22 protein-coding genes, 4 tRNA genes and 1 pseudogene are annotated in these 22,815 nt (G+C 46.8%); 6 read left to right on the top strand and 21 right to left on the bottom strand.

What is annotated here, in order from left to right; all coding sequences use genetic code 11:
• Positions 1-272: pseudogene (locus FD744_RS25590) on the top strand (IS4 family transposase); the annotation flags it as partial.
• A gap of 53 nt (positions 273-325) precedes the next feature.
• On the opposite strand, the gene luxS reads toward FD744_RS25590, so the two are convergent.
• The 14 genes from luxS to tam all read right to left on the bottom strand — a co-directional run bounded on the left by luxS (position 326) and on the right by tam (position 10,991).
• Positions 326-841 (bottom strand): S-ribosylhomocysteine lyase, encoded by a 516-nt coding sequence (gene luxS, locus FD744_RS12535; protein ID WP_034822217.1) that lies wholly within the window; start codon positions 839-841, stop codon positions 326-328.
• Positions 842-991: 150 nt separating this feature from the next.
• Positions 992-2,596: a glutamate--cysteine ligase gene (gene gshA, locus FD744_RS12530; protein ID WP_160868376.1), complete on the bottom strand. Its 1,605-nt coding sequence runs from the start codon at positions 2,594-2,596 to the stop codon at positions 992-994.
• 31 nt (positions 2,597-2,627) lie between these two features.
• Positions 2,628-3,056 (bottom strand): YqaA family protein, encoded by a 429-nt coding sequence (locus tag FD744_RS12525; protein ID WP_034822213.1) that lies wholly within the window; start codon positions 3,054-3,056, stop codon positions 2,628-2,630.
• On the bottom strand, positions 3,053-3,619 hold the full coding sequence (gene yqaB, locus FD744_RS12520) for a fructose-1-phosphate/6-phosphogluconate phosphatase (protein WP_160868375.1): 567 nt from the start codon (positions 3,617-3,619) through the stop codon (positions 3,053-3,055). Before yqaB ends, FD744_RS12525 begins: the two co-directional genes overlap by 4 nt.
• Positions 3,620-3,852: 233 nt before the next feature.
• A tRNA-Arg gene (locus tag FD744_RS12515) sits at positions 3,853-3,929 on the bottom strand.
• 58 nt (positions 3,930-3,987) lie between these two features.
• Positions 3,988-4,064 (bottom strand) — tRNA-Arg (locus FD744_RS12510).
• Between the two features lie 85 nt (positions 4,065-4,149).
• A tRNA-Arg gene (locus FD744_RS12505) sits at positions 4,150-4,226 on the bottom strand.
• 8 nt (positions 4,227-4,234) lie between these two features.
• Positions 4,235-4,327: transfer RNA gene (locus FD744_RS12500), tRNA-Ser, on the bottom strand.
• A 303-nt stretch (positions 4,328-4,630) separates the two neighbouring features.
• On the bottom strand, positions 4,631-4,816 hold the full coding sequence (gene csrA, locus FD744_RS12495) for a carbon storage regulator CsrA (RefSeq protein WP_004155916.1): 186 nt from the start codon (positions 4,814-4,816) through the stop codon (positions 4,631-4,633).
• 249 nt (positions 4,817-5,065) lie between these two features.
• Positions 5,066-7,693: an alanine--tRNA ligase gene (gene alaS, locus FD744_RS12490; protein WP_160868374.1), complete on the bottom strand. Its 2,628-nt coding sequence runs from the start codon at positions 7,691-7,693 to the stop codon at positions 5,066-5,068.
• A 134-nt stretch (positions 7,694-7,827) separates the two neighbouring features.
• Positions 7,828-8,343 carry a regulatory protein RecX gene (locus tag FD744_RS12485; protein ID WP_176505750.1) on the bottom strand — a complete coding sequence of 172 codons (516 nt, stop codon included), beginning with the start codon at positions 8,341-8,343 and terminating at the stop codon, positions 7,828-7,830.
• Positions 8,344-8,452: 109 nt separating this feature from the next.
• Complete coding sequence (recA, locus tag FD744_RS12480) at positions 8,453-9,523, bottom strand: recombinase RecA (protein WP_034822205.1); 1,071 nt, start codon at positions 9,521-9,523, stop codon at positions 8,453-8,455.
• Between the two features lie 94 nt (positions 9,524-9,617).
• Positions 9,618-10,112 carry a nicotinamide-nucleotide amidase gene (gene pncC, locus FD744_RS12475; RefSeq protein WP_160868373.1) on the bottom strand — a complete coding sequence of 165 codons (495 nt, stop codon included), beginning with the start codon at positions 10,110-10,112 and terminating at the stop codon, positions 9,618-9,620.
• Positions 10,113-10,214: 102 nt separating this feature from the next.
• The gene (tam, locus tag FD744_RS12470; protein WP_160868372.1) at positions 10,215-10,991 is read right to left on the bottom strand and encodes a trans-aconitate 2-methyltransferase; all 777 of its coding nucleotides are present in this window, start codon (positions 10,989-10,991) and stop codon (positions 10,215-10,217) included.
• Between the two features lie 167 nt (positions 10,992-11,158).
• Between tam and FD744_RS12465 the strand changes: the two genes are divergently transcribed.
• Positions 11,159-12,046 (top strand): dihydrodipicolinate synthase family protein, encoded by an 888-nt coding sequence (locus FD744_RS12465; RefSeq protein WP_160868371.1) that lies wholly within the window; start codon positions 11,159-11,161, stop codon positions 12,044-12,046.
• 35 nt (positions 12,047-12,081) lie between these two features.
• Here the strand turns inward: FD744_RS12465 and FD744_RS12460 are convergent, their stop codons facing one another.
• On the bottom strand, positions 12,082-12,417 hold the full coding sequence (locus FD744_RS12460) for a zinc ribbon domain-containing protein YjdM (protein ID WP_034822198.1): 336 nt from the start codon (positions 12,415-12,417) through the stop codon (positions 12,082-12,084).
• 86 nt (positions 12,418-12,503) lie between these two features.
• Positions 12,504-13,586: a lytic murein transglycosylase B gene (gene mltB / locus FD744_RS12455; RefSeq protein WP_034822196.1), complete on the bottom strand. Its 1,083-nt coding sequence runs from the start codon at positions 13,584-13,586 to the stop codon at positions 12,504-12,506.
• Positions 13,587-14,308: 722 nt separating this feature from the next.
• On the opposite strand from mltB, the gene FD744_RS12450 reads away from it, so the two are divergent.
• From FD744_RS12450 to FD744_RS12435, 4 genes are read left to right on the top strand one after another with little or no spacing between them, the layout of a single operon-like run.
• The gene (locus FD744_RS12450; RefSeq protein ID WP_160868370.1) at positions 14,309-15,220 is read left to right on the top strand and encodes a recombinase family protein; all 912 of its coding nucleotides are present in this window, start codon (positions 14,309-14,311) and stop codon (positions 15,218-15,220) included.
• Between the two features lie 32 nt (positions 15,221-15,252).
• Entirely contained in the window at positions 15,253-15,837 is a 585-nt protein-coding gene (locus FD744_RS12445) for a hypothetical protein (RefSeq protein ID WP_160868369.1), read from the top strand.
• Complete coding sequence (locus FD744_RS12440) at positions 15,838-16,707, top strand: ParB/RepB/Spo0J family partition protein (protein ID WP_160868368.1); 870 nt, start codon at positions 15,838-15,840, stop codon at positions 16,705-16,707.
• An 8-nt stretch (positions 16,708-16,715) separates the two neighbouring features.
• Positions 16,716-17,588 carry a plasmid partitioning protein RepB C-terminal domain-containing protein gene (locus tag FD744_RS12435; protein WP_160868367.1) on the top strand — a complete coding sequence of 291 codons (873 nt, stop codon included), beginning with the start codon at positions 16,716-16,718 and terminating at the stop codon, positions 17,586-17,588.
• Here the strand turns inward: FD744_RS12435 and FD744_RS12430 are convergent.
• The 5 genes from FD744_RS12430 to hxsD are packed head-to-tail and all read right to left on the bottom strand — an operon-like array spanning position 17,585 to position 22,617.
• Positions 17,585-19,195, bottom strand: a complete 1,611-nt coding sequence (locus FD744_RS12430) for a TIGR04141 family sporadically distributed protein (protein WP_160868366.1) — start codon at positions 19,193-19,195, stop codon at positions 17,585-17,587. The genes FD744_RS12435 and FD744_RS12430 overlap by 4 nt on opposite strands.
• Positions 19,196-19,213: 18 nt before the next feature.
• Positions 19,214-19,852 (bottom strand): His-Xaa-Ser repeat protein HxsA, encoded by a 639-nt coding sequence (gene hxsA / locus FD744_RS12425; RefSeq protein WP_160868365.1) that lies wholly within the window; start codon positions 19,850-19,852, stop codon positions 19,214-19,216.
• Positions 19,849-20,961 carry a His-Xaa-Ser system radical SAM maturase HxsC gene (hxsC, locus tag FD744_RS12420; RefSeq protein WP_160868364.1) on the bottom strand — a complete coding sequence of 371 codons (1,113 nt, stop codon included), beginning with the start codon at positions 20,959-20,961 and terminating at the stop codon, positions 19,849-19,851. Before hxsC ends, hxsA begins: the two co-directional genes overlap by 4 nt.
• Complete coding sequence (gene hxsB / locus FD744_RS12415; protein ID WP_160868363.1) at positions 20,954-22,348, bottom strand: His-Xaa-Ser system radical SAM maturase HxsB; 1,395 nt, start codon at positions 22,346-22,348, stop codon at positions 20,954-20,956. The genes hxsC and hxsB overlap by 8 nt, the downstream gene beginning before the upstream one ends.
• Positions 22,345-22,617: a His-Xaa-Ser system protein HxsD gene (gene hxsD / locus FD744_RS12410; protein WP_160868362.1), complete on the bottom strand. Its 273-nt coding sequence runs from the start codon at positions 22,615-22,617 to the stop codon at positions 22,345-22,347. Before hxsD ends, hxsB begins: the two co-directional genes overlap by 4 nt.
• Positions 22,618-22,815: the final 198 nt, after the last annotated feature.

Here is a 22,815-nt window from a genome sequence, read left to right as displayed (position 1 = left end):
ATAACCTTCTTAGGTTCATGATGGCGCAGATGGCGTACAGCCTGAAAGGCGTGGAACCTTATCAGATGAGTTTTAAGCAGTCCGCACTGTATCTGAGAAGTCATCTGAGCCTGCTACCGGGCATCTCACCGGGAAAAATACCGCGGATAATGGAAGAGATAATGGCGATGGCTCCAGGGCTGGTGCTGCCGGAAAGAAGAGTGCGGCATTACCCAAGGGCGGTAAAAAAGAGGCCACAACGTTATCCGTTGCGGCCTCCATTAAGATCTTAACTGACAAGCATTACGCGAACATCGCGGCGTTTTCATTTCTGCTCAGACAGACACTAGATGTGCAGCTCTTTCAGCTTCTCAGCCGGCAGTTTCAGATCTTCGTTGCGGTTCACGCCAATCTCATGCGCCAACACGTTACGCGCAATCTGCTGCGCTTCGTCGAGTGAGTGTAGCTTGTAGCTACCACACTGGTATTCATTCAGTTCCGGAATCTGGCTCTGTTCTTTCACTTTCAGAACATCTTCCATCGCCCCTTTCCACGCTTTCGCTACGCGCTGCTCGTCTGGTTCACCAATCAAGCTCATGTAGAAGCCGGTGCGGCAGCCCATTGGCGAGATATCAACGATTTCTACGCCATCACCATTGAGGTGATTACGCATAAAGCCAGCGAACAGGTGCTCCAGCGTATGGATGCCGCGCTCAGTCAGAATATCGATATTCGGACGGCAGAAACGCAGGTCAAAAACGGTGATGGTATCGCCATGCGGAGTATTCATGGTTTTTGCAACGCGCACAGCGGGTGCGCCCATGATGGTGTGATCAACAGTAAAACTATCCAGTAGTGGCATACGTCACCTCCTGTTTTGAGATTTTTTTTAAAACGATGAAACTTTTCCGTTCGCCCAACGTCTGAATATATGAAAGACGCGCATTTGTTATCATCATCCCTGACAACAGAGATGTTAATTTTGGCCACAATGATGTGGCCATTTTCTTTTTTAGCCTTCGCGACCTGCCAGATAACTTTCGAAATCCAGCGCATCACTCTGTTCCAGCTTTTCCTGCGCCTGTACCGATTCCAACGCCTGACGACTGAAGTCATCTTCGGTCAAAATCTCTAACGGCTCTTCACACAGCAGATGGCGATACTGTTCAGCCAGTGCCACACCTGCGCCGGTTAAGCCATTTTCTTTGATGGCATGCAGAATACGCGCTGAATAGGTTAGCTCAGGATCATCAAACGATGCCACCAGTTGATCGCAAACCTGTTGATATTGCGTGCTGCCATAATTGCTGTCGAGCACCTCGGCAACACGACGCAGATCGGCAAACAGGGCTTTGCCTACATCAACCAGCGAATGTTCTGTATCGCTACAACCTACACCAATCACCTGGCCCGGCTTACGTCCTTCCATGACCACGCGGTTCCAGTTTTTACGGCTGCATAACAGCTCGTCAGAACTCATCTCAGGCGCATCCGCCAGGGTACACCAGATCAGGAACAGGTCGAGGAAACGCGCCTGGTTAGCATCCACGCCAATGGCAGAGAACGGGTTGATATCCAGAGAACGCACTTCAATGTACTCGATACCGCCGCGTAACAACGCATCCGAAGGCGCTTCACCCGAACGTGTCACACGTTTTGGACGAATAGGTGCGTACAGTTCGTTCTCAATCTGTAACACGTTGGTGTTCAGCTGCAGCCAGTTGCCGTCGGCATCTTTGGTGCCCATGGCCGCATACTCTTCTGACGGCGTTTTAATCGCTGCTTTCAGCGCAGCAACGTAACCGTCGAGCGAGTTGAAGGTGATGCCCAAACCGCTCTGCGACTTGTTGGTGTAGCCCAAATCACTGAGGCGCAGCGAGGTGGCATACGGCAGCCACAACGTCCCCTTGCCGTCCGTTTCAAAGGGTAATTTGCTTTCACGTCCCTGCAGGAACGATGAACAGATCGCTGGAGATGCACCGAACAGATAAGGGATCACCCAACCAAAACGATAATAGTTGCGGATAAGACGCAGATATCCAGCAGAAATGGTCTCTTTGCCGCTTTCCGCATCTTTTACATCTGCCCACTCCTGCCAGAACGACAGTGGCAGCGAGAAGTTATAATGCACACCTGAGATAATCTGCATCAGTGCGCTGTAGCGATTTTTCAGTCCCTGCCGATAGAGGGTTTTCATCTTGCCGATATTAGAGCTGCCATATTGCGCCAGCTCAATGCTATCAACATCTTCAACATAACCCGGCATACTGAACGGCCACATGCGTTCCTGACCTAACTCTCGCGCAGTGTGGCGATGTATATCACGCAGGAAGGCCAGTGACCGATCAATGCTTTGATCGACAGGTGTAATGAACTCCAGCAGCGTTTCGGCAAAATCGGTGGTAATCCAACTGTGCTTGAGCGCCGAACCCAGGGATTCAGGATGTCCGGTCGTTGCCAGGTGACCATTCGGATTGACGCGCAACGTCTCGCGTTCAATGCCACGGCCGATACCCTTTAACGCGTCGGGATGCGCTTCCAACCAGGAAAGCGCTTTTGATACGTCCGGGATCACATTAACCTCCCGCTGTGCGAATAATTTATTTTTGTTCAGCATAATGTTAACCGTAGCCTCGAATCTGTGCGAATCAATGCCACCATTGCATTGTTTGTAATGTGGCGGTCGCGATAACGATATAACGCAGCGTTTTACCGATGGCGAGGAACAGCACCGAGGGCAGCCAGGCAAAGCGCAACCAGCCTGCAAGCACGCAAAGCAGGTCGCCCACTACCGGCAGCCAGCTTAAAAGCAGCGCTGCAGGACCCAATCGATGTAACCACGTCATTGCTGTGTCATGCCATCGCCCCTGCCCTTTTGGCGGCATGAGGCGACCGAGAATAATGTTGGTCAGGCCACCCAGTGTGTTTCCCACTGATGCGGCCAATAACAATCCATAGATCGAACCCTTTTGGGCGATCAGCAAAGCAATCAGCACAGCCTCTGAACTTCCTGGAAGCAAGGTGGCACTCAGAAAGCTACTGCCGAATAACGATCCATAGGTCAGAATTTCATTCACAGTAAACGGACATCAACCACATCCATGCCCGCGGCTCGCGCCGCCTGAACACCAAAGTCAGCATCTTCAAATACCACACAGCGTTCAGGTGCCACGCCCATTAACTCGGCGCAGCGTAAAAAGGTATCGGGTTGGGGTTTATGGCGCTGCACATCATCCGCGCCGACAACGGCATCAAACAGATGATAGACACCCAAGGCTTCAAGCAGGGCCTTTGCCAGGCTGTGTTCACTGCCAGTACCCACCGCCATGGGACGACGACCGTGATACGCTTTTACCACGTCCATTAACGATAAAGGGCGTACATCATCCAGCAACATCGCCTTGAGTGCTTCGGTTTTCTCTGCGGCCAGCAAATGAGGGTCATGCTCAGCGTTGTTCTGCTCAAGAATGTACTGCGCCAGCTGCCAGGTGGGCGCGCCATTAAAACTCACCATTTTTTTCTCATCCATGGTGAAACCGTAACGGCTCAGCGCCTGCTGCCAGGCTTTTCGATGTGTCGGCTCAGTATCCAGGATTGTGCCGTCCATATCGAAAATCAGGGCGTCATATTGGTCGTACATTGTCACTCCATCGAGCACCACAAAATGAGCCATTACTTTAGCGTAATGCGCTTAGGTTGTCGCCAGGTGTGCTTAACAGCAAATGCTTTGAAAGCATTAGCTATTTTTGTTTTCGGAAAAAGGTCAGGTAGCGATACCGGGGATAAATGGCGGTTATATAAGTGATTTTTGCGTGATGAAGAAAAATGGGAAGTAAATTCAGAAAGCGGGCGTTGATTGTTTCGAACAGGAGATGGTGCATCCAGGAGGATTCGAACCTCCGACCGCTCGGTTCGTAGCCGAGTACTCTATCCAGCTGAGCTATGGATGCATTGAGAGATTTTCTTACGATGGACTTACTGCAATCAACCTGGGAATGATACGAAGAATGGTGCATCCAGGAGGATTCGAACCTCCGACCGCTCGGTTCGTAGCCGAGTACTCTATCCAGCTGAGCTATGGATGCATCGAGTTAATTCTTGTACAACGCAGGGTGCTGACAACTCACCATGAAAGGAACTGCTCGTTCACTCTTACTTCAGTTTTCCGAATGGTGCATCCAGGAGGATTCGAACCTCCGACCGCTCGGTTCGTAGCCGAGTACTCTATCCAGCTGAGCTATGGATGCATCGGAAATGGCGGTGAGGCGGGGATTCGAACCCCGGATGCAGCTTTTGACCGCATACTCCCTTAGCAGGGGAGCGCCTTCAGCCTCTCGGCCACCTCACCTTACGCGTTCTTCCGAACCGTGCTTCTGAACTTGTTTCTGCTCATCGGCACTGCGTGGCGCACATATTACTTTCCCGCACTTATAAGTCAAACAATTTTTCCCGACTTTTTCTGGATATCGTTCTGTTTGCACAAATGACGCGCAATTAGGATGTTTTGCCGACAAAAAGAGTGATTAATCAACAGCGAAAGCACGTTGCAGTTAACAAAATGGGAAGAAAGAAAATGAGGTTCAGGGCGGAAAAAATGAAGATGGGAGGATAAAAGCGGTAGCGCCTCGCAGGATGCGAGGCGCTGAATCCGTTAGTAACTCGTTTGCTGAGTTTTTTCGGCCTGGATACGCTGATAGATTTCTTCGCGATGCACCGAAACTTCTTTAGGCGCATTGACGCCAATACGGACCTGGTTACCTTTAACACCCAGCACCGTTACAGTCACCTCATCGCCAATCATGAGGGTTTCACCAACTCGACGAGTTAGAATAAGCATTCTTTGCTCCTTGAAAGATTAAAAGAGTCGGGCCTGTTCGGTCTCCCGGCCATATCCATCATATAACGCTGAACAATGTCTATGACAAATACACCATTGTGCATCGCCACGCCAATACATTCTGCTGATAGTTAGTTTAGCCGAAATACACTACATCAACCGGACTTTGTCATTATCGGGTGCACACCGCGTTAAAAAGCGCCAGAACACGGGGTTCTGGCGCTATTCACGATGCTGAATTTTAATTCGTTACAGTCGGTTACTCACCCACTCCGACACGCCAGCCAGTGCGCCAGCCAGTGCCTCAGGGTTTGTACCACCCGCCTGAGCCATATCAGGACGACCGCCACCTTTTCCGCCAACCTGAGCGGCCAGTTCGCCAACCAGCTCACCCGCTTTGACGCGGTCAGTCAGGTCTTTAGTCACCCCAGCAATCAGTGAAACCTTACCTTCAGCAACCGTTGCCAGCACAATGATGGCCGAGCCGAGCTGATTCTTCAGGTCATCCATCATGGTGCGCAGCATCTTCGGCTCAACGTTGTTAAGCTCGCTGACCAGCAGTTTTGTCCCCTTCACGTCCATCGCTTTACTGCTCAGCGAGGCACTCTCTTGCGCCGCTTGCTGATCGCGTAGCTGCTGCAGTTCTTTTTCCAACGCGCGAACATGATCAACCAGGCCGCGCACTTTCTCATTCAGATTACTGCTGTTGGCTTTAACCACCTGCGCAATTTCAGTTATCTGATCGCTCTGCGCATGCAGCTGAGCAATCGCACCTTCACCCGTCAGCGCTTCAATACGACGCACACCTGCCGCCGTGCCGGATTCAGACTGAATGCGGAACAGGCCAATGTCGCCAGTGCGCGCTGCGTGCGTACCGCCGCACAGCTCAACGGAATATTCACCCATGCTAACCACGCGCACACGCTGTTCATACTTCTCACCGAACAACGCCGTTGCGCCGCGCGCTTTCGCTTTATCCAGATCCATTACTTCAGTCTGGATGAGTAAATTGCGACGAATCTGGGTATTAACGATATCTTCAACGGTGCGAATCTGCTCTGGCTTCATCGCTTCGGTATGAGAGAAGTCGAAGCGCAGGTATTTATCGTTGTTGAGTGAGCCTTTCTGACCGACATGATCGCCCAATACTTCACGTAACGCTTCATGCATCAGATGCGTTGCGGAGTGGTTGAGAATAATACGAGCACGGCGCTCTTCATCCACTTGTGCATTGAGGCGGTCACCCACACGTAGATCACCGCTGTTGAGCTTACCGATATGACCAAAGGCTTTGCCATACTTCTGTGTATCCTGGACACTGAATTCAGCATTCTGCCCAGTCAGCACACCGGTATCGCCCACCTGGCCACCTGACTCGCCATAGAATGGTGTTTGATCCAGAATCACTACCGCTTCCTGGCCAGCCGCGATCTGCTCAACCTGCTGACCGCCAACGAACAGCGCCTGCACGGTGCCTTCAGCCTGCAGTTGGTCATAGCCTTTGAAGTCAGTGGCGGCATCAAAGCGAATCACACTGTTGTAGTCCGCGCCAAAACCACTGGCCTCACGCGCACGCTGGCGCTGCTGTTCCATGGCTGTTTCGAAGCCCGCTTCATCAATCTTCAGATTGCGCTCGCGGCAGACGTCAGCGGTCAAATCCGCTGGGAAACCAAAGGTGTCATACAGACGGAAGACCGTTTCGCCATCCAGCGTATCGCCTTGCAGATTGGCCAACTCTTCATCCAGTAAAGCCAGGCCGCGTTCCAGCGTCTTAGCGAACTGCTCTTCTTCATTTTTCAGGGCATTTTCAACATGCTTTTGCTGGCGTTTCAGGTCTTCACCGGCATCGCCCATGACATCAATCAATGGCGCGACCAGCTTGTAGAAGAACGCTTCTTTAGCACCCAGCATATTGCCATGACGCACTGCGCGACGAATGATGCGACGCAGCACGTAGCCACGGTTTTCATTCGACGGGATGACGCCATCAGCGATCAGGAATGCACAGGAACGGATGTGGTCAGCGATGACGCGCAACGATTTATTGTTGAGGTCAGTCGCACCGGTTACCTGAGCAACAGCCTTGATCAGCTTGGTAAACAGATCGATTTCATAGTTGGAGTTAACGTGCTGCAGCACCGCGGCGATGCGCTCCAGGCCCATACCGGTATCAACAGAAGGCTTCGGCAGAGGTTCCATGGTGCCGTCGGCCTGACGGTTGAACTGCATGAAGACGATGTTCCAGATCTCAATATAGCGATCGCCATCTTCTTCCGGGCTGCCCGGTGGGCCACCCCAGATATGGTCGCCATGATCGTAGAAAATTTCGGTGCACGGACCACAAGGGCCGGTATCACCCATCTGCCAGAAGTTATCAGACGCGTAGGCGCTGCCCTTGTTATCGCCGATGCGAATAATACGTTCGCGCGGCACACCGACATCGTTAGCCCAGATTTCGAAGGCTTCATCATCGGTTTCATAAACGGTGACCCACAGACGTTCTTTCGGCAGCTTGAACCACTGTTCACCCGTCAGCAGTTCCCAGGCATAAGCAATCGCTTCTTTCTTGAAGTAGTCGCCAAAGCTGAAGTTACCCAGCATTTCAAAGAAGGTGTGGTGACGAGCGGTGTAACCAACGTTCTCAAGATCGTTGTGCTTACCACCGGCACGCACGCAACGCTGAGACGTGGTTGCGCGTGCATAATCGCGTTTATCCTGACCGAGGAAAACGTCTTTAAACTGCACCATTCCCGCATTGGTAAACAGCAACGTTGGGTCGTTGTTCGGTACGAGGGAGCTGCTGGCTACAACCTGATGTCCCTTGCTATGAAAAAAGTCGAGAAACGCTTGACGGATCTCAGCAGTGCTCTTGCTCATATAATTCCTGGAATCACGCTAACGAACGTTCCCTTTCGCGGGCAAACCACATCTGCAGGTTTACCGCTGATTGAGGAACAAAAAGTGGGAATAAGATAAATTTTCTTCAGTGGGAAGTAAAATCCCATCGCCTTTCAGTCGTCAATATTTCTGAAAACTGCCTGAATATCTTCCATCATAAAGCCTTTAGACATTAAAAAGCGCTGTACTTTGCTTTTCTCAGCCCAGGTTTGCGGCAGAGGATCACCAAACTTACGCTTAGCCAAATCGGCCGCGCATTGGCTCCAGTCCACTTCAGTATCCATCATCGCCTGATTGATCTCATCGCGGCTGATGCCCTTCTGCTGCAATTCCATACGCACGCGCTGTGAGCCGTAACCTTTCCGTGCGCGACTTTGGATAAAGCGTTCGGTGAAGCGCTGATCGTTGAGCCAGCCACTCTCCTGGCACCAGTCGAGCACCTTTTCCAGCAGCTCATCCGGTATCGGCACATTTTCTTCTTGCTTCAGATAAGCCGCACGCTGAGAAGAGAGTTGCAGCTTACGCTTCAATTCGTCACGGCTGTGGTCACGCTGCGATAGCACACGCATGGCACGATCCAGCAAACGGGAAAATGTCGGCACCGAAGCCGTTGAAGGTGATGATGACATGAATTTGACCTTGTTCTGACTGTTGCGCAGGGTAAAGCAAGAAGACGATCAGGGGAAGTGTTGACGGGGAAAAGCAAACGGGAGCATCGCTGCTCCCGTGGTGGGTATCTTAGAAATCTTCGTTGGTTTCGCTAGCTTCTTCGTAGTCATCAGCAGAGATTTCTGCTGCACCCGCTCCAGCCGTTGCACCCGTCAGCAGCAGATCGCGTAACTTCTTATCGATCTCGTTAGCAATCGCTGGGTTCTCTTTCAGGAAGTTGGTCGAGTTCGCTTTACCTTGACCAATCTTTTCGCCGTTGTAGCTGTACCACGCACCGGCTTTCTCAACCAGTTTGTGTTTCACGCCGAGATCCACCAGCTCGCCAAAGGTGTTGATGCCTTCACCGTACATAATCTGGAATTCAGCCTGCTTAAATGGCGCAGCAATTTTGTTCTTCACCACTTTTACGCGGGTTTCGCTACCGACCACTTCATCGCCCTCTTTAATCGCACCGATACGGCGGATATCAAGACGAACAGAAGCATAGAATTTCAGCGCGTTACCACCGGTGGTGGTTTCTGGGTTACCAAACATCACACCAATTTTCATACGAATCTGGTTGATGAAGATCAGCAGCGTGTTGGACTGCTTCAGGTTACCCGCTAACTTACGCATCGCCTGGCTCATCATACGTGCGGCCAGACCCATGTGCGAATCACCGATTTCACCTTCGATTTCCGCTTTCGGCGTCAGTGCCGCAACGGAGTCCACGATGATCACATCAACGGCACCGGAGCGTGCTAACGCATCACAAATCTCCAGCGCTTGTTCACCGGTGTCCGGCTGCGAACACAGCAGATTGTCGATATCAACGCCGAGTTTTTTGGCATACACCGGATCAAGCGCATGTTCAGCATCGATAAAGGCACAGGTTTTACCTTTACGCTGTGCAGCGGCAATCACCTGCAGCGTCAGCGTGGTTTTACCGGAAGATTCTGGTCCGTAGATCTCAACGATACGCCCCATCGGCAAGCCACCAGCACCCAACGCGATATCCAGTGACAGTGAACCGGTTGAGATGGTTTCTACGTCCATTGAGCGGTCTTCACCCAGGCGCATGATCGAGCCTTTGCCAAATTGTTTCTCAATCTGGCCCAGCGCGGCAGCTAAAGCTTTCTGTTTGTTCTCGTCAATCGCCATTTCCACTCCTAATCATGCTGGGTAAGCCGACATCATTGTGTGCCTGCTCGTTCTGTTGCCGGTAATTATACTGTATGACCATACAGTATCAAGTTTAATTTGTCAGAAATTCATCAAGCAGTGTTTGCAGCGCCCAGCTGACGGATTGCCGACGCACCGCGTCACGGTCTCCGGCAAAGATCTGCCGCTGCGCCAGAACACGATCGCCAGGTCCGGCAATGGCAAACCACACTGTACCCACTGGCTTTTCTGCCGAACCACCATCTGGCCCCGCAATCCCGCTCACAGCAATGCCAAACTCGGCGCCGGCGGCATTGCAGGCACCTTGAGCCATCTCACGCACAGTTTGCTCACTGACCGCGCCATACTGCGCCAGAGTCGCTGCCTGCACGCCCACCATCTGCTGTTTGGCTTCGTTGCTGTAAGTCACGAAACCCCGCTCAAACCAGGCAGAGCTGCCACTGATATCGGTAAACACTTTGGCGATCCAGCCACCGGTGCAGGATTCCGCCGCGGTCACCGTTGCCTCGCGTTTCTTGAGCTGTTCGCCAATACGCTGGCTGAGCTGCTGCAACTGTTGGTCGTTCATCGCCTTCTCCTGTTTTGGCGCTGCGCGTTAGCCATAAATGGTGCAACAGAGCGCCCTTTTCAACCTCTGTCGCACCAATTTGCGCAACCGCTTCCATCAATTTTAACGCGTTCTCACTGCCACCATGAATAAGCGTGGGAAAGCTAACAAAACCTGGCCGTTGGTGCGTGGGGGATAAGCCGGCATTAATGCCTGATGATAGTCATGCAGAAAATCCGCTTGTTGCTGTTCGGTCAATCCAGCGAGGAAAGGACGCAAGCCCGTGGCACGGAGCCAGGTAATGATGGCCTGCGCATCGGCCATCGGGTGATAGTACGTGGTACGCCAGATATCCACCTGACAGCCTGCATCACTCAGCAAGTCATAATACTGTTCCGTGCTCAGCAGGCGTTTGCGATCCGCGGCCTGTGGCGAGATATGTGCCTGCCAGCGTTCACTAGACGCAACCTTACGCATCAAGCTGTGAGAGGCTTCTTCAAGATTGTCCGGCATCTGAATCGCCAGAGCGCCACCGATATCCAGCTGTTCAACCAACTGCGGCAGCAGCGTGTAGTGATCGGTTAACCACTGCAGCGAAGCATTTGCATAGATGACCTGCTGTGGCTGGCTCGCCTGCCAGGTACGAATATCCGCCTGCAGAAAAGTGCAGGCTGGTAACCGCTCTTGCGCTTGTTCCAGCATGGCTGCAGAGCTATCGATGCCTGTAATCACCGCGCCTGGCCACGCTTGCGCCAGCAGCTCAGTGCTGTTGCCGGGACCGCATCCGAGGTCAGTCGCGAAATGCACGTCGGTTAGTGGAATACGTTCTAAGAGTTCACGCGCAGGGCGCGTGCGTTCCGATTCAAATTGACGATACAGCTGTGGATTCCAGTCTTGCATGGCAACGCTCCTGTCTGGCTGAAGAGCATCACACTACCTGTTTTCTCAATCGCTAAGCGAAGAGAAAAGTGCGATGTCTCACCTTTTTACCCTTTGTCACTGGTTAATGTCAGTCACGAGCACTAAGTTAAAACAATGTTTCATTTTTAAAAAACGAGGATCGCGTTATGGCTTCACAACCTGAATTAACCGGCGTCTGGTGTCCTTCAGTTACCCCTTTCGATCAAGATAATAAGCTCGACATTGATGCGCTGGGCCGCCACTTTGCGCGCCTGAACGCCTCGGGGATTGATACGCTGTTGCTGATGGGCAGTATCGGGGAGTTTGCTTCGCTGACCCAACAGGAACGGCTGATGCTGATTCGCGAAGCTCGTCAGCTTTCGCCACTGACCATGGTCGCGAATATCTCAAGTACCTGCGTTCCCGACATGTTGCAGCTCGCTGAAGCCGCCTGGCAAAACGGTTATGACGCCGTGATGGTTTTGCCGCCCTACTACTATGGGCAAACGCAGAAACAGCTGTTGAGCTACTTTAAAGCGCTGGATAAACAGCTAGGTGGAAAGTGGTTTGCCTATAATTTCCCGGCGCGCACCGGCTGCGATTTGACGCCGGCATTGGTGGCAGAGTTAGCGGCTGAACTGCCGCAGTTTATCGGCATTAAAGACACCATGGATTGCCTGTCACACAATCGGGCCCTGATTGAAGAAACCCAAAAGGTACGCCCTGATTTCACGGTGCTTTCCGGATATGACGAATATCTGCTGCCCAATTTACTGGCAGGCGGTGCCGGGGTGATTTCCGGCTTAAACAACATAGTACCGGAGTTGTTTGCCGAGGCGATGCACGCATGGCGAGCGGGAGAGTTAGCGCAGTTGGCACAAATTCAACAGCGTATTGGTAAGCTGATGGCGATTTACACCATCGGCGATGACTTTGTCACGACCATCAAAACCGCAGTGGCGCGCAAATATGATTCTATGAGCAGCCATTCACGTAATTATGGCGGTGAACTCACGGTTGAGCAGTGCGCAGAGCTGGATCGTTTGCTGATGTGATCACAATAAGGGACGGCCGGGCAGCCGTCCCGTTCTCAGTTCTTTTTAACAAACTCAGATTTGAGTTTCATCGGGCCAAAACCATCGATTTTGCAATCAATGTTGTGGTCGCCTTCAACCAGACGAATGCTTTTCACTTTGGTGCCAATCTTCAGGGTTGAAGAACTGCCTTTCACCTTGAGATCCTTAACCACGGTAACGCTGTCCCCATCAGCCAGCAGATTGCCATTGGCATCCCGCACCACCAAACCATCCGATGCTGCATCAGCACTCGGTGACCAGATATGACCACAAGATGGGCAGTTCAGGTTCTCACCATCCTGCCAGGTATAATCAGCCTGACACACAGGGCAAGCAGGTAATGTTGTCATGAGCATTCCTCAGAAGTCGAAAGGCGGTGAAGATGGCACCGCAAAAGGGGCGCCATCTTATACCCCCACTCTTTATAAGGACAGCATTAAAGCATGTTGCCCTGACGCGCTTTCGCCACTGCCTGACCCAACTGCCATACCGCCATGGCATAGTGTGTGCTGTGGTTATAACGCGTGATGACATAGAAGTTAGGCAGGCCATACCAATATTGATAACTGGTGCCAAGATCAAGGCGCAGCAGACTCGCCTGGTTATTACCATCCAGCGATCCTTGCGGCGTCAGGCCACTCGCCATCAGCGTATTCACCGGATAAAGCGTTTTAAACCCATTTTCCAGTGCAGGAGCCTGCCCGCTTGCCGGTACGGCAACATTCTGCCCTGCCCGCCAGCCGTGCTCTTTAAAGTAATTTGCTACGCTACCAATCGCATCCACAGGATCCCACAGGTTAATGTGGCCATCACCATTGAAGTCGACCGCATACTCTTTATAGGAAGACGGCATAAACTGGCCGTACCCCATTGCACCCGCAAAGGAACCGCGCAGATCCAGCGGATCATCCTGTTCAGTGCGCGCCATCAGCAGGAAGGTTTCCAGTTCGCCGCTGAAGTAGGCCGCGCGACGAGGATAGCTAAAGGATAAGGTGGCCAGCGCATCCAGCAGACGCGTTTTGCCCATCACCCGACCCCAGCGTGTTTCCACACCAATGATTCCGACAATGATCTCCGGCGGCACACCATAAACCTGCTGAGCGCGTTGCAGCGCGTCCTGATATTGATCCCAGAACGCCACACCATTTTGCACATTATCTGGCGTGATGAATTTATTACGGTAGCGGATCCAGGCGCCGTTTGGCCCCGTCGGAGGCGTGTAGCTTGGTGCTTGTTGATCCATCAGGCGCAGCACGTAATCGAGACGCTTCGCCTGGCCAATCACGGCGTGCAGCTGATCACGGTTAAAACCGTGTTTTGCCACCATTTGATCAATAAACTGCTCAGCCGCTGGATTCCCTGCGAAATCACCAAACATCGGCTGAACGGCGTGTGAAGGTTCCAGTAAAAAACCACCTTTAGGTGCAGGCACAACGGCGGTTTGCTGCTGGGTTGCAGGCTTACTGCTGCAGGCAGCAAGCAAGGCGATAAGTGGAAGAAAAGCAACCTTAAAACGCATTAGATATCCATAAGCCAGATGAAACCGGAAGCCAACATGGTAATCGTTCATCAAAGCGGGATACAGAGCAATATCTTAAATTTACGCCGCTATTCCCTGGTTTCAGTGGGTTGCAGCGAAAATTTGCGGAACAGCTCCACACTTTATCTTTATCGCCCAATTTTACTTTTTACTGCTTATCGCAATTTGTTAAGGTCGGCAGCCAGAATCCATTGCAGCCGGATGATGCGCGCAGGGCAAAATGTTAATATCTGCGCCTTGGTTATCTGTCTGTGAGATAACGCACCACACTGGCCTGCTCATATCGGGCAGCCATGATTGAACGAGTGAATTTTGAGCGAAAACGAGATGAAAGGAGCAGCGCAAATGGACTTTACTGGCCACACGCCCATGATGCAGCAGTACTTATAAACATCTATTAACATTCTGTTTTGTAAGTAAAAATTATAAAGTTTTCTTTTTTAGGCTACATATAAAATACTTTTTAAGAAAATTTTTACGGCAAAACTTAAAAGTTCCGTTTAACTCCCAGCACAAAGAGATAATCCAGCTTTCCACTCTTTAGCACCCTCAAACCTCTCATCGTTTGTTCCTTCCGAGAAAATGTTCATTCCGTATCTCAAAAATCCGCCTTGCAGAAAACAAAAAAAGGTTGAAAGCGATTGAAAAATGATCAATTTTTAACCAATTAATTTCTCAAGTAGTTTCATCAAGGCACTAAAATGATTGATAAAACTGATAAGATACATAAGGTTAGGGTTGCCCAGTATCTACGGATGTCTACTAATCTTCAGGAGTTTTCTTTAGATAACCAAGCACGATTCATAAAAAAATATGCTGATGAGCATAATATGGAAATCATACATACCTATGACGATGCAGGTAAGAGTGGTGTAACTACTACTGGAAGGCATGACTTTAATAAGCTTGTTAATGATGTTCTGACAAAGGTTATTAATATCGATGCAGTCCTTGTATACGATGTAAGTCGTTTTGGTAGATTCAAGGATCCTCAAGAGGGCATTTACTATAAATATCTCCTTAAAATGAACAATGTGAATGTCATTTATTGTGCCGAAAACCTCCCGGAAAATAGTGAAACTGAAACATTCATACTTTCTTCACTGATGTACGCAGCGGGAGCCTTAAGTAAAAACCTTTCGATAAAGGTATTTGCAGGACATGTTAACTTGGTGAAAAGAGGATACTATCAAGGAGGAAAACCCGGATATGGGCTTAAAAGAAAGTTACTTGATAATAATAATAAACCAAAGATGATACTCGCTCATGGCGAGAGAAAGAGTCTTCAAACAGATAGAATAGTTCTCGTTCCTGGAACAAAAAAAGAAATTGAGCTGATAAAAAAGATTTTCAATATGTTCATTTTTGACGGATTAAATGAGTATCTTATCGCTTCACGAATTAATCAGGAGGGGTATAGATTCAGCGATAAAACAGAATGGACACGTGGTCGAATTCACTCCGTTCTTATTAATAGCAGATATACAGGAAAATACACATACAACCGAACATCACAAAAGTTAAAGACAAAAAAGGTCAGAAACCCTGAAGATGAATGGATTGAGTATAGTTCCTTTTTTAAACCCATCATTTCAGAAGAAATTTCAAATTAGCCAAGGAAATAATTGATAATCGTTGTATAAAAATGAGCAATGAAAAAATTCTTGATTGTTTGAGAAAAATTCTTTCCAAGCATGGAAAAATATCAGGCTTTATTATAGATGAGGAGGATGGTCCATCAAGCAGTGTAATTGCAAACCGCTTTGGAGGTCTTCTCAATGCCTATAAATTAATAGACTATACCCCTGATCGAGATTATCAATACTTAGAGATAAACTCTTACCTGCGAAAAAAACACGGTGATATTGTTAAAAAAATACAAAATGAAATTCTAAGTAGTGAAGTGAAAACACTTGAAAATAAACTGATTTCAGTTAATAAAGCTTTAAGCTTCTCTATAGTGCTTTCACGATGTAAAAAAGTAGGTTTAAACAAGCATAGATGGATAGTGCGATTGGACAGAAGTCTAAATCCAGAAATTAGTATCATTGCAAGAATGAACAGTCTCAACATAGAGCCTGTTGATTACTACATATTACCGTCATTAGATTTTTTTGAAAATGAATTAAAACTCAAAGATAACAATAACCTTTTGTTCGAAATGTATCGTTTTGATGATATCAAACCATTCTTTAATATGCTATCAACCGATAATAAGGATGTAATATAAATGCAAGATCAAAATGTTCACATGGTTAAAATATCTTCTATTAAGGTTGTAATCCCTCGGTCGAGGAACAAATTTCGCCATGCAGAAATAACAGAAAGCATTGATGCAAGCGGGCTAAGAAAACCGATAACGATTCGAAGGATCGCTGATAAAAAATACGATTTCGCTTTGATATGCGGTCAAGGTAGACTTGAGTCATTGACAGCCCTGGGAGAGGAATTTGTCCCCGCATTTATATTGGATATAGACGAAAATCAAGCTTATATAATGAGTTTAGTTGAAAATATGGCCCGAGTAATCCCAAGAGCGGGAGAACAGTTCCAACGAATAAAAGAAATGACTGAGCAAGGATTAACCAATAAAGAAATATCAAACTCTACTGGGCTATCTTTGCACTGGATTACAAGTCTAACCATGCTTATTAACAAAGGAGAAATCAAACTTTTATCAGCAGTTGAATCAGGATGCATACCAATATCTTTTGCTGTAGAGGTTGCAAGAGTAGACTTCGAGGGTGGTCAGGAATTATTGATAAAAGCTTTTGATGAAGGTCTTATAAAGCAAAAAGATGTTGGTAAAATTCGCGAAATTCTCGACTCGCGGGATGAAGGACTAAAGGGATTTATAAATAATAATTTTGGGGTCGCTAAGAAGAAAAGAAAAATGACCACTGATGAGTTACAACAACTTTATCAGGATAACATCTCCCAACATAAAAAAATTAAAAACAAAGCTGAATATGTGGAAATAAAACTATTAGTTGCAAGTCAGATATTCAAAGAACTCACAAGTAATGAAAGCTTTTCTAAAATAGTAAATGATGAAGGTTTACAAGATGTTGTCAAAGTCATAGTTAAAAACACTAATTGAGGTGTGAAATGATCAAATATTGCTTCAACGAAAAATCAATAAGTTTCAAACTTACAGATCTCACTTACACAAAAAAGCTTCCTACAAACTTCCAAATCAGTAAAAAATACAATCAAATAAAAAGCACTATATTAGCCATTGGCTTAATAGAACCGATACTTGTTTTTATTGATGAAACGGATAACTCTGTGAAAATTCTCGATGGTCATCTTCGGGTCGAGGCCCTTAAAGACCTTGGAGAAGATAAAGTAAACTGCCTTATTTCAACAACATACGACACCTACACACCTAATAAAAAAGTTAACCGTATAACAATCATTCAAACCCAAAGAATGCTAAAAGAGGCTGTAAGAGTAGGAGTTCCTGCTGAAATGCTTTGCACCGCATTAAATATAAGTGCTGAAGCTCTGAAATCTAATCTATCAGTTTTAAAAGGTATCTGTCCGGAAGTGATAGAGTTGTTTAATGATAGAGATATCCCGATAAATACTTTTAGGAATTTAAAGAAAATGGTTCCATTGAGACAAATAGAATGTGCGAACTTGATGGTTAAATTCGAAAATTTTTCAACACTATTCTCAGATTCTCTATATCATAGCTCCTCTTCAGAGTGCCTTATACAGCAACCTAAAAAGAAATCAGATTCTAAGCTTGCCAATAGAAAAGCAATAGAAAGACTTGAAAAAGAAATGGCTCAAGTTCATTTTGACACTCAAAAAATTAAAGAAACATACGGCTCCAATAGCTTAAAACTTACAATTATCATTTCTCATATCAAGAAACTGCTTGAAAATCCAAAAGTGTTTCATTGGCTACTAAGGAACAAAAGCGATTATCTCAATGAACTGACTGAAATATCTGACATTAACAAGTTATCTTAAAGCTTGTTCTTTTGGGGTTTACATAACTTCCTTTTGTAAATGTTAGGATCTACATCTATTTTGCAGATCCTGACTTCGTATCCAAAATTGCTGATGCTCTTGTGAAAGTTCTTCAAGTTTATTTTTGAAAATAGAGGTAGATCTTCAGGGAGTTTTTTATTGGTAGCTATGGCGAAAACTAATTTATAATTTTTAGCATCAGGCCTTATCATATGATCAGCTAATTTTATATGGGCGGGGAGTTTCTCATTAAGTTTTCCTCGAAACTCTGAATCGCTTATGAAAAGTTCAGAACCGACAAATCCTTGTGAGAAAAGATGGCTCATACTTTGTGAACCACTATAATATTTCACATGGATAAAATCTGATGCATCTTTAATAAGGTCGCAAAATTCAATTTTACTTTTCCCCCCGCCGTGATGAATAAATTTTTGGTCCATATGTGTAAATGTTTTGTCAATAAGACACACATTTTCATTGTAGTCTTCTTCTCTCTTAAAGGAGTATACCGGAAATTTATCAGACTCCTCATAATGTAGAATTTTTCTCATCTCATCATCAATGGTTGTTACGAATTTTCTATCGGCCACATACCATATGGAATCTCGCAGGATGTAGTTTTGATCGCCTTCTTTTATTTCAGCATAAATGCATCTATACAAAGACCATTTCTTTATCGATTCATAATCGGCATTCAAAACATGCAAGCAACTTCTTTTAAGTTCATCAACAGTAACATCCGCATTTTTTCCATTAAAATATTCACATATGTGATCGACTGACAAGCTTTCATAAATAATACTTCTTTGTCTTCTCTCGAAACAATATCCTATTTGATTTTCCCAATCCACAATTTCTGGCTCACCTAGCCATATGTCACTGAAGTCTCTTTGTTTTATTAAATCAATTAAAATAGAATCCAATATCTCAATTTCTGCCTCATCGGCTTCTTTTATATTATTAACCCATTCAAATTCTTCAGGAAGAGGTGACTGATAAATAGATTCTATTTTCGTTAATAACTCAGGGATTGATTTTAAGTCAACATCAGGAACAATTACAAAGGCATCTTTGCCCGTTATTTTATTTCCTAATACGTCTTCAGTGGAAGTGCCTGTAAGGGTTGTTAGAATATCCATCTCAGAATCTATTTTGAGATTGTATATATCGACTTCCTTACTGCTCTGACTACGAGTTAGAATATTTGTTTCGTTATGACTACCTTTATCCAGGCTACGGATTTTTTTATGCTCGATACAGTTTAATGTTGTTTTAAGACCAAAACCTTTGACGATACGGTCATCATTGATTAAGTGATGACCAGTTCCGAACGGAATAAGATATCTCGTATTATCAACTTCTACAACCAGAACTGCTCCAGTGCTACTATTCATACCGAAGAAATCGGGCTTTATGTTCGTCTTTTGGCTTGTAAATAAAGTTGTCCATTCAGGTAGCACTGGGTCTGAAATTTGCTTTGCATAAAGGTATACTCTCGCATCATTCATTTCAAATTCAATAGGTTTTTGGACCCTTTCCAAATTCAAAATTTGATCAATATCGTCCGTGATTCTCTTTGCTTTATAAATTGAAAGTTTTATCTTCATTATTTTATTCCCAATATCTTATCGGGCAAGTATATTTAAAGAGTTCAATAACTCAGTGTCTAATGTTTCTCTTACTGGAGTAGGCAAACCATTCGCTACTCTATAATTCTTGATGGCATTTCGTGTTGCAGGCCCCATGCTCCCGTCAATATTACCGTTGTAAAAACCTTTATCGAGTAAGGCGAACTGCACTCTCATGATCAACCGCTTACGTTTTTCTGTATCTGAAGTTAGCCCGCTACTTGCTCGATTGGCACCAGAGGTTCCTGCTGAGTTTGTTGTGGTTGAGGTATCCGTGTCATTAGAGCGAAGTGAACGGACAGAAGAGGAGGAAGACGAGGACGAACGAGTTCCTGAACTGGATGAATCTGAGGTGCTTGGGGAGCTGTATGTTTTGGGATAGTAAGGAGTGCTTCCACCATAGTAGCCCCCGCCTGATGAAGAACGGTGTGAGCTGTGGCTACGGTGAGAGCTGTGACTTCTGTGTCCTGCAATGTAGAACGGCACTTCGGTGTTGAGTGGGGCTATCACCAAATCATGCTCATTCAGGGTCATACCAGGTAAGTCGCTGGCACCAGTAGATGAATCACTTGCCCAAACAGAGTTATTAAGAGCCAAAAAACCAGGAAGCAGAGCCGCGAAATCAAACTTTTTCATATTATTGGTCTCGGAGGTTGATGAAAACGGCCTTTTGATGAACTGAAATAACCAGCACAGGAAGACTTCTGAGTGCATTCATCACATTCTTTGGGATAGTAATTTTTCCAGTCAGAGATGGACTGTGTAGCAAAACCCCATGCCCTTTCTGGAAGGTGACACAATGGGTAATTGAAGATGGTAAGAGGGATACCTGACCTGCGTGCAGTGTCTACAGCCGAAAGGATTTTTTCGCTGTAGTTGTCGTGCTCTATGAAGATTGATGACCAGTTCTTACGGGCCCATCCAATCGACTCTAACCCCATCAGGGAGATTTGGTTAATGTTCGAGAACACACGACCAGCAAACTCAACGATGTCATCAAGCTCTGTATAGTTAGCCTGAGTAGGGATGACTCTCAGTTCGATGTTGATACCTGAGTTACCGGCATTGATCAGTCCCCTGACTGTTTCATCAAAGGCTCCCTCGCTTCCGACCAGATAGTCGTGCACTGATGCTCTTGAAGAATAAAGCGGTATCCCAAACGTGATTTTGATCTTTTCGCTTCTTTCTTTCATCTGCTGGGTAAAGCTGACATCCGCAAACTTCCGTCCGTTAGTTAGAACATGCAGTGCTGTGTCAGGGGAATTTTCGATTATGAAGTCCAGAAAATGCAGGAAGTCTTCGCCATAGAGCAAAGGCTCTCCACCGCTCACTCCCACTACTCCTTTCAGAGAGAAGGAAGCGATAGCGAGAGCTGACTGGTTGAGAAGCCAGTCATCGTTTCCAGCTTTAGGAGGCTGAGAACAAAACAGGCAACTGTTATTGCACCTTTCAGTGACAAGGACAGTGTTGTGGTTTGCTCTACGGGACAGTATAACCCGGAGCATGTTGCCGTTGTTGACGATCCCAATGTCACCATCTTCAATGGAAACGAAAAGTTCCTGACTCACAATCGAGTCTGCAAAATATGCAGGCAGTCTGGACTTGAGTTGTGTCGCAGTGACAAGCAAATTTGGCAGATAGAATTGAGGATTCTCGGGCTTGGTTTTACACAGGCAATAGAAGCCTTGCTGAACTGGTAAGTCTGATGAAAACCGGAAAATATCGTTTCTCAGCACCTCAGACATAAGCCCACCTTTTGAGCATCTCAGCCATCGGTCCATCCTGAGAAATTTCATTCAGAAGGAAGCGGAACATCCCTTTATGATACTGGCAGAATGTAGACCGACTCTTGTCACCAACAGGCTCGCCATGAACACTTATGTTCTGACAAGGATCTGCCCCACAGAAAGGCTGATATGCGCACGTGTCACAACCGGGCATGGCGAAGTTGAATGATGATGAGAGAGCGGAACGGTAGTATTCGTTGCTACTGAATGACAGTGAAGCAAACTCTCCTGCACTGAAATCTGCTTCGGGATTTACTTTCTGAAGCATACGGCTTTCGTCACTACCGTAAACTTTACCGTCATAGTTGAACAGGATGCAGTTCAGCACGACTCCGCTTGGTGATTTCAGATCTGCATAACCACTGAAACCCGGATTGAAAATCCGCTTAAGATGAATTGAAGCCGAATGCTCAACGACAGGTATGTCTTTCTGATTCTGAAGCAACACTTCCTGCATCAGCTCTTTATAAAACTCAAAATATTCAGGCATTGAAAAAGTGAAGCTCTGCTTCTTAGCAAACCCGTATGGGCTGACGGGTCTGATAAACATGTCAGTGAGGCCAAGAGACAGATGAGCATCTACTATGGAGGCTGGTTCTTTTGTCAGCTCCTTAGTAACTGTGGTGACCGTTGCTACCCGGTTTGCTCCCAGCTCTTCTGTGATTTTTCTAATGCCCGTGACGGCTTTATTGTGAGCCTGAGAGTCGGTGAGGATACGATTCTTGTTGTGGATGGCTTCATTACCATCAAGCGAGACGGAGAAAGTGATGTTCCGTTTTTTAACCCAAGAGATGATATCTCCATCGAGTATGGAGAGACTTGTAGCAATAACCATTTCGAAAGCATCACTACCTAAAGAACTCACACACTCTTCATAAATTGCCTGGACGAGATCGAATCTGAGAAGCGGTTCACCGCCCTGCACTTCTATCTTGTAAGGTGGAGTGCCCAGTTTCTTAATGGTGCTGATGATTTGCGGTATCAGTTCTGGATTCAGGTCGTAACCATCAGCGGTAACCGATGCTCTGCTGACCTGGCAATACTTACATGTGTGATCGCACCTGAGAGTCGGCACAATCATGAAGATTGGTCTGACGGCCAGCTCGTTCATCAGTCGTTTGGCAAAGGCAGAACTTAGGGAGGCTTTTGAAACTGCCTGAGTTGCATCGTCAGCAATGAACATTCGGCTTTCAAGCAGTCGGGAGTTGGTTTGCTCCGGAGGAAAAATGTTATTGGCAAGGAGGTTGAGTTCTTCGTTATCGACGAAGCTGTGAAAGCCAGCAAGGTTGCTGATGAAGACTTTGCCATTACTCAGGCGGTCAAAGTTGAATGGCATCGTATTCATTGAGAGAGTCTCGAATCGATACTCCTCAGAACATTGTCGATGATAGAAGCCCTGACCTGGCCGGTATGAGCCTGAAGCTTCTCCCTGAGCTTGTAGTCATTCAGCAGTCGCTCAAACTCGAACTCAACCCCGCCATTCCAGTCATCGAACGAGACGAACCAGCTTTGAGCATCTTCATCTAGCTTCCAGCGAGTGATAGCACTCATCCAATAGAGACTACTCCTCATCACCCACTCAGAATACATTGTTTTTGACGTACTTTTCCTCATTACATCACCATCCAGAAAGTGAAAGAAAATGAACAATTAATTTTTTTACTTCTTTTGAAAACGTCCTGAAAACCACAAAATTAACACAAGCAAATGATTTTATTGAAGTATATTTTCAAATGCAAGATACCCACCCTAAGGTAAATCCTATATAATGCTTCGAAAGAAGTAAAATTGTTTTGATAAACTTCTTAATTC

Origin of the sequence: Pantoea sp. Taur, from assembly GCF_009830025.1 — a bacterium.
Classification (GTDB): domain Bacteria; phylum Pseudomonadota; class Gammaproteobacteria; order Enterobacterales; family Enterobacteriaceae; genus Pantoea; species Pantoea communis.
The sequence above is the reverse complement of the archived record's forward strand: the minus strand, read 5'-3'. Positions and strand labels throughout refer to the sequence as shown.

Bases quoted from the DNA above. Each gene is read 5' to 3' on its own strand.
- luxS (WP_034822217.1), bottom strand. From the start codon at position 841: ATGCCACTACTGGATAGTTTTACTGTTGATCACACCATCATGGGCGCA.
- gshA (WP_160868376.1), bottom strand. From the start codon at position 2,596: ATGCTGAACAAAAATAAATTATTCGCACAGCGGGAGGTTAATGTGATC.
- yqaB (WP_160868375.1), bottom strand. From the start codon at position 3,619: ATGTACGACCAATATGACGCCCTGATTTTCGATATGGACGGCACAATC.
- csrA (WP_004155916.1), bottom strand. From the start codon at position 4,816: ATGCTTATTCTAACTCGTCGAGTTGGTGAAACCCTCATGATTGGCGAT.
- alaS (WP_160868374.1), bottom strand. From the start codon at position 7,693: ATGAGCAAGAGCACTGCTGAGATCCGTCAAGCGTTTCTCGACTTTTTT.
- FD744_RS12485 (WP_176505750.1), bottom strand. From the start codon at position 8,343: ATGTCATCATCACCTTCAACGGCTTCGGTGCCGACATTTTCCCGTTTG.
- recA (WP_034822205.1), bottom strand. From the start codon at position 9,523: ATGGCGATTGACGAGAACAAACAGAAAGCTTTAGCTGCCGCGCTGGGC.
- pncC (WP_160868373.1), bottom strand. From the start codon at position 10,112: ATGAACGACCAACAGTTGCAGCAGCTCAGCCAGCGTATTGGCGAACAG.
- tam (WP_160868372.1), bottom strand. From the start codon at position 10,991: ATGCAAGACTGGAATCCACAGCTGTATCGTCAATTTGAATCGGAACGC.
- FD744_RS12465 (WP_160868371.1), top strand. From the start codon at position 11,159: ATGGCTTCACAACCTGAATTAACCGGCGTCTGGTGTCCTTCAGTTACC.
- FD744_RS12460 (WP_034822198.1), bottom strand. From the start codon at position 12,417: ATGACAACATTACCTGCTTGCCCTGTGTGTCAGGCTGATTATACCTGG.
- mltB (WP_034822196.1), bottom strand. From the start codon at position 13,586: ATGCGTTTTAAGGTTGCTTTTCTTCCACTTATCGCCTTGCTTGCTGCC.
- FD744_RS12450 (WP_160868370.1), top strand. From the start codon at position 14,309: ATGATTGATAAAACTGATAAGATACATAAGGTTAGGGTTGCCCAGTAT.
- FD744_RS12445 (WP_160868369.1), top strand. From the start codon at position 15,253: ATGAGCAATGAAAAAATTCTTGATTGTTTGAGAAAAATTCTTTCCAAG.
- FD744_RS12440 (WP_160868368.1), top strand. From the start codon at position 15,838: ATGCAAGATCAAAATGTTCACATGGTTAAAATATCTTCTATTAAGGTT.
- FD744_RS12435 (WP_160868367.1), top strand. From the start codon at position 16,716: ATGATCAAATATTGCTTCAACGAAAAATCAATAAGTTTCAAACTTACA.
- FD744_RS12430 (WP_160868366.1), bottom strand. From the start codon at position 19,195: ATGAAGATAAAACTTTCAATTTATAAAGCAAAGAGAATCACGGACGAT.
- hxsA (WP_160868365.1), bottom strand. From the start codon at position 19,852: ATGAAAAAGTTTGATTTCGCGGCTCTGCTTCCTGGTTTTTTGGCTCTT.
- hxsC (WP_160868364.1), bottom strand. From the start codon at position 20,961: ATGTCTGAGGTGCTGAGAAACGATATTTTCCGGTTTTCATCAGACTTA.
- hxsB (WP_160868363.1), bottom strand. From the start codon at position 22,348: ATGAATACGATGCCATTCAACTTTGACCGCCTGAGTAATGGCAAAGTC.
- hxsD (WP_160868362.1), bottom strand. From the start codon at position 22,617: ATGAGGAAAAGTACGTCAAAAACAATGTATTCTGAGTGGGTGATGAGG.